This is a genomic window from Nonomuraea sp. NPDC050202, assembly GCF_040656115.1.
Taxonomy (GTDB): domain Bacteria; phylum Actinomycetota; class Actinomycetes; order Streptosporangiales; family Streptosporangiaceae; genus Nonomuraea.
Map to the genome: position 1 here is coordinate 1 of NZ_JBFALF010000091.1, position 11,159 is coordinate 11,159.

Sequence of the window (11,159 nt, forward strand, 5' to 3'; positions counted from 1 at the left end):
AAAATGCCATCGATCACCTCTCGATGATCGCGCCAGGGGCGGCCACGCCCATCAACCACCGGCAGCAGCGGCTGGATCCGCGCCCACGCCTTGTCGGTCAGCTCACCACGTCGCACCACGATCGACCATTCAACCGTGAACGTGATCATTTGTCAGACACTGCCGTGCTAGCAGACCGCCTGCATGCCGTACCGCCGACGGAGCTGATGTTGCCGACCGCGCTCGGCAACATCCTGCGGGCCGGTGAGCTGCGGCCCTTGCGGCGGTACGGGCTCGACGTGCTCATCGCCTGGCCGCGGTTGTGGCTCGTCTTGCCGGAGACTGCGCGCCAGGAGATCTCCGGTGCCCGCACCCGGCTCGACGTGGTCGGCCGCACGATGGTGTGGGCCCTCGCCGCGGGCGTTTGGTCAGTCTTCGTCTGGTGGGCCGTCCCCGTGGCGGTGCTGCTTGCGATCTCCGCGTATCGCGGCGGTGTCCTCCCGGCCGCGAGAGTCTACAGCGACCTGGTGGAGGCAGCCTTCGACCTGTACAGGTGGGAGTTGTACAAGGCCCTGCGCCTGCCGATGCCCAAAGGACACCGCAAACGAGCCAGAGGCCGGTCGGCAGCTCACGAGCTACCTTTGGGAGGGGCAAACGACGGAGTCGTTCGACTTCGAGCAGAGTGCCAACATGCCGAAGTGACCTTGCTATGGAGGCCCTAATCGATGATGCGAGCCCTGAGCCCAGGCTGATCTTGCTGTGCGGGCTGCCTGGCTCCGGGAAGACGACGCTGGCCAGCAGCTTGGCGAGAGAAATCCCAGCAGTGCGGACGTGGATGACTGAATGTTTGCGGTGCGGGCGCGGACTAACGAGTGATGCGAAGGCCCTCCTGGTCAGCCTGCTGCAGGCTCGGTGAGCTGGGCTTCCAGATCGGCGATCATCTGGGTCAGCAGACTGGTGTTCTCGCGCCGGACGGCCTGCTCGCCGACCGTGTCGAGGCCGGCGACCTTGGTGATGCACTCGTTAGCGGCCTGGGCCATGGTGGCGAACTCCGTGCGGGCGATCGAGTGTGGGTTGGCGGCCTCGTAGGTGGTGGCGCGGTGCATGTCCTTGACCGACGTCATCGCCACGCGGGCGGCGGACATGGCGTCGCGGGCGCCGAACTCTTCGCCCAGGCCCTGGCGCATGTAGCGGGTGACGAAGACCCGGCGCCGGGCGGGGCTTTGCGATGGCAGGAATCCTTCCAGGCGATCGCCCCGGTTGGCTGCGACCACGCGGGCGACCTTGACGGCCCGCCGCAGGCGGGCGCCGTCCTTGATACCGACGCCGGCGGCGATGTCGGCGTAGCTAACCTCTCGGCCATGGTTGCTGCGCAGCCAGATCATCACTTCGGCGACGTCGGTCTCGGCGCGGGTCCAACCCGTCGCATCACGGCGTCGGCTCACAGGAATTTCCCGTTCTCGTCCATGAAAGCCGCGAGCGCGGCGTCGTCCAGAGCTGCGCCGGTGGCCATGTCACGGACGGCGGCGATAGCCGCCTCGGCGCCGTCACACAGCTCCGCGATGGCCTCGGCGCGGTCGGTGGTGAAGTTGATCTGCTGCTTGCTCAGCAGCGCCAGCGCCCGCGAGGCGGCAGTAGTGCCGCTCGGCTGCATCTGACCTGCCCAACATGCCGTACGGACCCCCAGATACTGTGCGCCAAGTAGCCGCCAACACTACTTGAAGTACTTGCTGCACGACTGAGAGTCACCAAAGATAACGCTGGGCGTGATCGAGGATGGGCGAGCGCTGAAGGCATGACTGCCGATTTAAGCCAAATGGACATTTTGTGAGATTGATCCGGATAGTTGCGTTCCGTACCTGCATGACTGCAAAAGTGGCTCTTGTTGCTGAATCTTGTGGAAGTTACGCTCTGTCCGTTTGATCAAGTGCTCCAGAGCCGCACGAGCCAGGATTCCTGCCGGGTGGGTGGAGCGACGGCTGACACCCAACAGGGTGTCCCTCGTTGTGGTTCGGAGCGTGACGGCGTATGCGCCGGAATTTGGCATGGGCTCGATCTGGTCGGACATCAGCTGTGATGACGGCCATTCTTGCGGGATTGCTTCCCGGCTTACTCTTCCTTCAGCCCTTACCGGCCACAGCTGACACTTCTACGGCCGTGACGGCTGCCGCCGTTCAGGCGGCACCCGAGACGCCCAAGCAGGCCTACGGCTCCACCACGAGCCTGCCCACGCTGACCTCCAGCGATGAAACGCAGACCGATGCCCATCCGGGTACTCCGAAGAGCGAGTTCAAGGCGCCGAAGGAGGCGCTGCCGGAGGAGGAACGGGCCGGTGTGGTCCGGCAGTCGTCGTCCACCACGGACGACACATCGCCAACCGTGGCGGCGTTGCTAGCCGATCCGCCGTGCGGGACGGTTCCCGCCTGGGTGGCCAACAGGGCCGTCACCCAGGGCCAGCAGGTCGCCTACAACCGGACCGTCTGGCAGGCGCTGATCAGCTTCGCTGGATATCTCAACGACGTACCGCCGCCGCAGAACTACCCCGGCACGTATTGGCAGCAGGTCGGCTCTTGCCCGCCGCCGCCGGCACCCACGGTGTCGTCGATGACGCCGGCGAACGGTGCGCTGGTGCTGGAGGAGCAGCCGACGTTGCAGGTGCAGGGCAGCACCTGGGCGGGAGGGGCGATCGACTTCGACATCGACCTGTGTGAGACCCCGGGCCTGTCGACTTGTACCAGGTACGAGTCCTGCTGTTCGCTGTCGACCAGCTGGCAGGTTCCGGCGGGCACGCTGTCGTGGGGCAAGCAGTACTGGTGGCGGGCCCAGGTCACCGATGCCTCCACCATCGGCGGGGCGAGTTCGTACTCGCTGATTCAGACGTTCACGCTGGGCGTGCGGCAGCCGACGATCAGCTCGCAGTTGTCCACCTCTGGGGTGAACGGGCAGGAGTTCAACCAGCGGGCCGGGAACTACACCACGACGGTCACCGACGTGCAGGTGCCGGTGGCGGGGCCGCCGCTGTCGGTGGTGCGCTCCTACAACAGCATGGACACCCGCCGCACGGGCGTGTTCGGGGCCGGCTGGTCGACCCGCTGGGACATGCGCATCGTGCCGGAGACCATCCGCGGCCGCGAGTCGCTGCTGGTCACCTATCCGGACGGGCGCGAGGTGCGCTTCGCCGACAAGAAGAACGGCACCTTCCAGCCGCCGCCCGGCATGTACGCCACCCTGTCGACGCAGACGGGGGGCGGTTGGCGGCTGATGGACAAGTCCTCCACCTCCTACCTGTTCGACGCTCAGGGCCGCCTCACCAAGATCACTGACAGCCGGGGGCGCAGCCAGGACCTGGCCTACGGCGCCGACGGCAAGCTGGCCAAGGCCACCGCCACCGGTGGCCGCTCGCTCACCTTCACTTGGGCCGGCGCGCACATCACCTCGGTAACCACCGACCCGGTCGACGGCAAGGCGCTGACCTGGACCTACACCTACGACGGCGACGTGCTGACCCAGGTGTGCAACCCGGCACAGGAATGCACCACCTACGGCCACGACCCCGGCTCGCTGTATCGCAGCACGGTGCTGGACTCCGACCCGTACGCCTACTGGCGGCTCGGCGAGGCCACCGGCAACTCCAAGGACCTGGGCTGGGGCGACGCGGGCGACGCCACCTACGACACCGCCGCCAAGCGCGCCCAGCCGGGCGCCCTGGCGGGCACGACGGACGGCGCGGTGGAGCTCACCCCCACCACCGGGGTACGGATCAACAACGCGATCGTGCCGAAGATCGGCAAGTACGCGACCATGGAGGCCTGGTTCAAGACCAGCGCCAGCGGCACCGTCATCTCGCTGCGCACCTCCAGCGGCGCCACCAAGGAGGAGGTGTTCGGGGTCGGCAGCGACGGGAAGCTGCGCAGCTCCTACCAGCCGACCACGACCCCGATCACCACAGCTGGGCCGGTCAACGACGGCAACTGGCACCACGCGGTGCTCACCGTCGCCGACAATCTGCAGACCCTGTACCTGGACGGCGCGGTCGTCGGCACGCTCACCCAGACCATCATCGGCACCGAGAACCGGTACGTCACCACGATCGGCGGGCTGGCCGGCCTGGTGGACGAGGTCGCCATCTACGACCGTCCGCTGACCGCGCACGAGGTCCAACGGCATCACGCCGCCCGTGCGGCGGCGCCGCACAAGCTCGCCAAGATCACCCTGCCGTCCGGGCGGGTCTGGGCGGCCAACGTGTACGAGCCGACCACGGACCGGCTCAAGAGCCACACCGACCGGCACGGCGGCACTTGGCAGATCAGCGACCAGGTGATCAACCGCAGCACCGGCCATGCCACCGTCGACGTGACCGACCCGAACGGCGGCAAGATCACTAACGTCTACGACTCCTGGCGCGGCTACCGGCCGATCTCCTCCACCGACCAGGTCCAGAACACCAAGACGTCGGGCCAGAAGCCCACCACGTACAGCTATGACACCGGCGGCTATCTGAGCAAGATCACTGACCCGAACGGCAACACCCTTCAGGCCACGAACGACAAGCGCGGCAATCTCCTCACCAGGACCACCTGCCGTGCTTCGGGGAACTGTCAAACTGTTCATGCCGAGTATTACGTCAACAGCAATGACCAGTTCGACCCGCGCAACGACCGCGTGACCAAGGTTCGCGACGCCCGCTCGGCCAGCGCCACCGACAACACCTACCTCACCATTTACGAGTACAACAGCTACGGCGAGCAGACCAAGCAGATCGCGCCGGCCACCCTCGACTTCCCCAGCGGTCGCACCGCCGAGATCACCTACACCGACGGCACCGAGCCGGCCATCGGCGGCGGCACCATCCCGGCCGGCCTGGTCGAGACGCGTATCGACGCCAAGCGCAACACCACCGCGTTCAGGTACACCGCGGCCGGTGATCTCGCCGAGCAGACCGACCCGGGCGGGCTGATCACCAAACGGGAACATGATGCGCTGGGGCGTCTGATCAGCCGGACGCAGATCTCCGACGCCCACCCCGGCGGGGTGAAGACCACCTTCGCCTACGACGGCGCGGGACGGCTGGCCACCCAGACATCACCGGGCGTGAAAAACGAGATCATCGACGTCACGCACACCGCGCAGACGAGCTACGCCTACGATCCGGACGGCAACACGCTCACCGCGACGGTCAAGGACCTGACGGGCGGCGAGGCGGAGCGGCAAACCGTCTACACCTACGACGCCTACGGCCACGAGGAGACCGTCACCGACCCGGAGGGCGGTGTGGTCCGCACCAGCTGGAACAAGCTCGGCCGGCCGTCAACGGTCACGGATCAGATGGGCGCGGTGTTCGGCTACGCCTACACCGAACGCGGGCAACTGGCCGCCCGGACACTGAAGAACTGGACCGGCAGCCCGGTCAATCCGCAACCGGCCACCGAACTCACGCTGGAGTCGTACTCCTACGACGACGGCGGCCGGCTGTCCGGCCAGGTTGACGCGATGCGCCGTCTGACGTCCTACAAGTACTTCGGCGACAATCTGCTGTCGCAGGTGATCGGCGACGATGTCAAGCTGAACGGCGCCATGACCACCAAGGACGTCGTGCTGGAGGCCAACACCTACGACGCCGCGGGTAACGTCACCAAGCGAGTTATCGGGGCTGACCCCATCTCTGGCGCAGGTATCACCACCACAGAATATGCCTACGATGCCGCCAACCGGCTGACCTCGGAAACGTTCGATCCAGCCCCGCAGGGGACGCCCAATCCGGCCAAGCTGGCGCGCAAGACGGCCTACACCTACGACGCCAACAACAACGTCACCGCGACCAAGCGCTCGGCGGCGGGCACGACGCGCGTCGAAACCACCGAGCACGCCTACAACAACGAGAACTACCTCACCGCGACCACGGTGAAGAACGACGGGCAGGACCTGACGCAGACCTGGCTCGTGGACGATCGCGGCCTGGTGGAAAGCATGGTCGACCCGCGCGGCAATGCCAGCGGCGCCGACCCGGACGCCTACACCACCAGCTACCGGTATGACACTCTCGGGCGTCTGGTGGAGCGCAAGTCCCCGACCGTTCAGATCGAGAAGAACGGGACCGCGCAGCCGGGCCGCCCGACCACCCGCTTCGGCTACAACACCACAGGGCAGCAGACCCACACGATCGACGCCGAGGGGCGGCAGACCACCTCGGGTTATGACCGGGCCGGCCAGCTGACCTCGGTGACCGGCGCGACCTACACCCCGCCGGGCGGGAGCGCCGTCACCCCCAAGGTCTCCTACGCCTACGACGCCGCCGGACGGCTGATCAAGACCACCGACCCGCGCGGGCACGCCACCACCGTCGAATACGACGCCCTGGGTAACGCCGTCCGCGTCACCGACCCGCCCGCCGCCCCCGGACAGCCGGCCGGGCAGTGGGTGAGCGAGTACAACGAACTGGGCGAGGAACTGGCCGGCATCGACCCGACCGGGGCGCGCACCCAGGCCACCTACGACGACCTGGGCCGGCAGATCACCCGCACCACGCTGGAGCGCAAGCCCACCGTCGCGGCCTACACCACGCACCTGGAGTACAACGACGCCGGCGACCTGACCAAGGTGACCGTGCCCGGCCCTGGCACCAAGACCCTCACCACCAGCTACACGGTCAACGCCGCAGGCGAGGTCACCGCCGAGACCAACCCGGCGGGCAACGTCACCACCTACGGCTATGACCTGGCCGGCCGCGCGGCCACCACCAAGGACGCCGAGAACAACGTCACCGCCGCCGAATACGACCTGGCCGGCCGCCTGATCGGATTGAAGAGCCTGGACAGCGCCGGGGCCACCGTGCGCACCGTCGGCTACGGCTACGACGCCGCCGACAACCTCACCCAGATCACCTCCGGCGAGGGCCACATCACCCGGCGCACCTTCGATGCCAGCAACCTGCTGACCCAGCTCATCGAGCCGGTCTCCACCGGCGAGCAGATCACCACCAGCTTCGGCTACGACGCCACCGGCGCCCGCACCCGCTTCACCGACGGCCGCGGCAACGCCACCTGGACCAGCTACAACACCCTCGGCCTGGTCGAAACCCTGACCGAGCCGGCCACCACCGCGCACCCCGACCCGGCCGATCGCACCTGGACCCACCTCTACGACGCGGCCGGCAACGAGAGCGCGCTCATCAAGCCGGGCGGCGTCCGCCTGGACCGGCACTACGACGCCCTCAACCGGCTCACCAAGGTCAGCGGCTCCGGGGCCGGCATCGTCGCCGGCGACAAAACCTACGGCTACGACCTGGCCGACCGGGCCACCAGCGTGGGCGACCAGACGCTCGAATACAACGACCGCAGCCTGCTCACCAAGCTCACCGCACCCACCGGCGGCAGCAGCTTCTCCTACGACGCCCTCGGCAACCCCACCCAGCGCGTCGACGCCACCGGCACCACCACCTTCACCTGGGACGACGCCAACCGGCTCAAGACCGTCACCGACCCGGTCAGCGGCCGCACCAACACCTACGACTACGACAAGGCCGACCGGCTCAAGACCGTCACCTCGGCCAACCCGGCCAACACCCAGGCCTACACCTACGACGCCCTCGACCGGGTCAAGACCCACACGCTGAACAACAGCAGCGGCAGCCAGCTCGCCAAGATCACCTACGGGTGGGACAAGGACGACAACCTCACCTCCAAGGCCACCGAAGGCCTCGCCGGGGCGGGCAGCAACACCTACGACTACGACGACGCCGGCCGGCTCACCTCCTGGACCGGCCCCGACGGCACCACCACCGCCTACGAATGGGACGCCGCCGGCAACCGCACCAAGGCCGGCGACAAGACCTCCACCTACGACGAACGCAACCGCCTGCTCCAAGGTGACGGCAGCACCTACACCTACACGTCGCGCGGCACCCTGGCCACGCAGAGCAAGGACGGCGCCAGCCGCACCCTCACCTTCGACGCCTTCGACCGTCTCCTCAACGACCGCGACGCCACCTACACCTACGACGTCTTCGACCGCCTGCTCACCCGCCAGAAGACCGGTGGCCCCCAGCAGCGGTTCGTCTACGCCGGGCTCGGCAACGACATCGCCGCCATCACCGACCAGGCCGGCCTCGTGCAATCCAGCTACGGCCGCGACCCCTTCGGCGACCTGGTCAGCGTCAAGGACGGCGCCGCACCCGCCGCCGGAGCGCTCACCGACCAGCACCAGGACCTGATCGGCACCTTCACCGGCACCACCCTGACGGCCAGCACCGCCTACACCCCCTTCGGCGAGACCGCCGCCCAGACCGGCACCAAGACCAGCCTCGGCTACCAGACCGAATACACCGACCCCGACACCGGCACCGTCAACATGCACGCCCGCTGGTACCAGCCCGGCACCGGCACCTTCACCAGCCGCGACGACTGGACACTGCCCGCCAGCCCATCCGTGCAGGCCAACCGCTATACCTACGGCAACGCGACCCCGCTCGTATACCGAGACCCCACCGGCCACATGCCTGACGCTGGCTGCTTGAACAAGGGAAGCGGAGGTAACTCGGCTCGCGACAAGGTCTCCAACCCTGGCGTCACCGGCGGTGGCAAGAACTGTAACCCTGACAATGGAGCTCGAGACCTGAGCGGCGGCAGGCCCACCACTGCCGACTCCACACCACGCTCCGAACCCCGCAACCCGACCGGCAACAACCCAAAACAACCCACCGGCAACAACAAGCAACCGAAACCGAAGCAGCCAGAACCCAAACGGCCGGAACCCAAGAAGCGGCCGGAACCCGAGCCGTACAAACCGCCGCCCGGATTCAAGCCCGTCACCCCCAACCCAGGAGGACACAAACCTGGTCCACTCGATCTACTCGATCGGTTGAAGCCTCCATCTACAGTCGGTGGCCCCATCGAACTGGGCGACGCCGCTATCGCCCCGACCGGCCCCACTGGCGCGGGTGCACCCATCGGCGTCGTCCCGGCCACCGGAACACCCGGCAGCGGTACACCGGTAACTCCCGTCGATCTCCCCTCAGGCGGCGGCACCGGTACACCCTCCCTCATCGAACCTCCCCCTGCACAGCCTCTGCCCGACGGCGAGTGGTACGACTGGCTCCACGGCTTCCTCATGGGAGCGAACGACGCCGGCGCGTTCGACGACATGTGTGCCAGAACCACAGACAGCCCGGCAGAATACGATAAGTGCTGGAACGACACACATCCCGGCAACGACAACCAGGCTTATCGCAGCGCCTACGACGCTTGGAATGGGCCGTCTGACTACAACGCTGGCATGCCCATCCTGCCAGGCGGTCCAGTTGGAAAAGGGCCTCGTGGAGTCCGACCGCCCCGACTGTCTGACCCTTGGCCACAAGGGCTTCCCAGGCCGGTAGTCAAGGCGTACGAGGATATTCGCGCGGGGCACGGGCGTCCTAGGATCGACCCGAATACGAATAGGCAGAAAATATTCGAAGGCGACGACGGGCACACCAAGAAATGGGCGGGCGCAAAGGAGTGGGAGGTTCCCGGCGCCAAGAATCCTGGCGAAACCCGAATTCTGGAGAAGACTCTCCCTGATGGGCGAACAGTAATGGGCTGGAGCCAGGACCACTATAAGACTATTCATGAATTTAGTGCACCCCATTTCCCGGATGCAGGCTGGTAGACGCTGCTATAATCTTTCGATGTCACATCCTCAGGGCAACGCGCATCCATATGCTGCGTCGCACGATCCTTCTCGCGAGCAGGAGACGGTAAAGTGAATGATCATGCAATACCTCCTCCACTTTACCGTCTCGTTGAAGATGAATCCGGACGCCCACTCGTGTACATGCAGGACATAGTTGGCTTCTTCATCGGACAGGAGGACACGAGACAAGAAGTGATTCTTCATGGAGCGTCACCCATACCCATGCTGCCCAAACTCTTTAAAGACGTTGAGCTACAGACTCTAGATATTCACGGGGAAATAATCGGCACCTATTATATTGGGAGAGTAGAGACGCTCACTGCGCACAAAAGTAAAGCAAATGAGAGTTTGCGTGACCTTACAGTCTCATTTTTTGGATACACCTGCCCCTTCTCCTTTGCAGGAGAAATATGGCGTCGCTGGGCCTCGGGGCCACCCACCAGGCCAAACGAATGGACAGAGCATCCGCCAGAGGCCCATGCTAGCTGGCTACACGTAGTACAGCAGGCCTGGTTTAGCTCTGGGCGCCTAGCCAAGCGATACAGCAATGATCCAGGCTATGTTATCTACGGGCAAACCATGGCCAACATTGATAGCTTCTACTGCGCACTTGGGGAAGCAGTAAACGGGCCCGGCGGATACTTCGGCTCAAACCTTGACGCTCTTTCGGATTGCCTAGGGTCTCGCGAACAAGAGCCTTCATTTCGATTGACATGGCACAACAGTGAGGCCTTTACAGAAAGAGTGGGCAACGGATTTTTGCGCGAAGTGCTTGCCGTGCTTACAAAGGGTGGCGTAGAAGTCATTGTCCAGTAGATGTCATTTTCGATCTTTGCTTGTGCTCACGTGCCTTTCCTGTAGCGGCTGCGATCCTGATGAATTCGTAGTCAACGCGCCCGGACCGTGATGCTGTTTCCTTAATAGGTGGCGAATCACCCCATACATTTCCTGGTCGCTCACGTTAGCGCCGTCAGGTCAGCGGCTCAGGCCGGGCCCACGGTTCGACGCCGCGGCTTGGTGGCGGCCGGTACGCCTCCCGTCGGTCGCGCTCGCGTTGCCGGACGGGTGTCGGACGGGCCGGCCCGTCGTCCCGGGCGGCCGCTTCGCGCTGGCGCTGGGCATGCTCGGCGCGGGCGGCGCGTTCGTCGTCGCGACGGTCGGGTGGCAGGTTGGCGCGACGTTCGCGTTCGTCCGTCACGGCGGCGAGCTCGGCGCGGGCCTTCTGGTGACTTCCCGGGCTTGGGCGGCCTGGTGGGCGGCGGCGTCGACGTCGCGGGCCCGGGCGCCGCGCTGGGCGGAGTCCAGGTCGCGTTCGAGGTCGGTGTGGAGGCGGCGGATCAGCGGCCAGGCGGTCGACGGCGGCGCCGCCGCGGCGGCCTGCTCGGCGGCCGTCTCCAGTGCCGGCCCTTGCTCAAGGATCGGGTCCAGCCGAGATACGGGGAAAACCGGCCATGAGTCGATCTTGACGCCCGTTCCCGCAGGCAGGCGTACGGTCAGCGGTCGACCGTGATCAG

Annotated in this window: 7 protein-coding genes; 4 read left to right on the forward strand and 3 right to left on the reverse strand. The window is 66.1% G+C overall.

What is annotated here, in order from left to right; translation table 11 throughout:
• Positions 1-206: 206 nt before the first annotated feature.
• Both AB0I79_RS62695 and AB0I79_RS62700 read left to right on the forward strand, forming a co-directional pair.
• Positions 207-701, forward strand: coding sequence for a hypothetical protein (locus AB0I79_RS62695; RefSeq protein WP_357896065.1), 495 nt, complete (start codon positions 207-209; stop codon positions 699-701).
• Positions 689-895 carry an AAA family ATPase gene (locus AB0I79_RS62700; protein WP_357896068.1) on the forward strand — a complete coding sequence of 69 codons (207 nt, stop codon included), beginning with the start codon at positions 689-691 and terminating at the stop codon, positions 893-895. The genes AB0I79_RS62695 and AB0I79_RS62700 overlap by 13 nt, the downstream gene beginning before the upstream one ends.
• Here the strand turns inward: AB0I79_RS62700 and AB0I79_RS62705 are convergent.
• Together AB0I79_RS62705 and AB0I79_RS62710 are read right to left on the reverse strand one after the other, a co-directional pair.
• A complete protein-coding gene (locus AB0I79_RS62705; protein WP_357896071.1) occupies positions 873-1,424 on the reverse strand; it encodes a hypothetical protein in 552 nt (183 codons plus the stop codon). The two genes, AB0I79_RS62700 and AB0I79_RS62705, sit on opposite strands and share 23 nt — an antisense overlap.
• Complete coding sequence (locus AB0I79_RS62710) at positions 1,421-1,633, reverse strand: hypothetical protein (RefSeq protein WP_357896075.1); 213 nt, start codon at positions 1,631-1,633, stop codon at positions 1,421-1,423. Before AB0I79_RS62710 ends, AB0I79_RS62705 begins: the two co-directional genes overlap by 4 nt.
• A gap of 503 nt (positions 1,634-2,136) precedes the next feature.
• On the opposite strand from AB0I79_RS62710, the gene AB0I79_RS62715 reads away from it, so the two are divergent.
• Complete coding sequence (locus AB0I79_RS62715; RefSeq protein WP_357896077.1) at positions 2,137-9,621, forward strand: RHS repeat-associated core domain-containing protein; 7,485 nt, start codon at positions 2,137-2,139, stop codon at positions 9,619-9,621.
• Between the two features lie 165 nt (positions 9,622-9,786).
• Complete coding sequence (locus AB0I79_RS62720; RefSeq protein WP_357896080.1) at positions 9,787-10,461, forward strand: barstar family protein; 675 nt, start codon at positions 9,787-9,789, stop codon at positions 10,459-10,461.
• 378 nt (positions 10,462-10,839) lie between these two features.
• Here the strand turns inward: AB0I79_RS62720 and AB0I79_RS62725 are convergent.
• Positions 10,840-11,159: hypothetical protein (locus AB0I79_RS62725; protein ID WP_357896083.1), on the reverse strand; the 320-nt coding region annotated here is incomplete at its 5' end.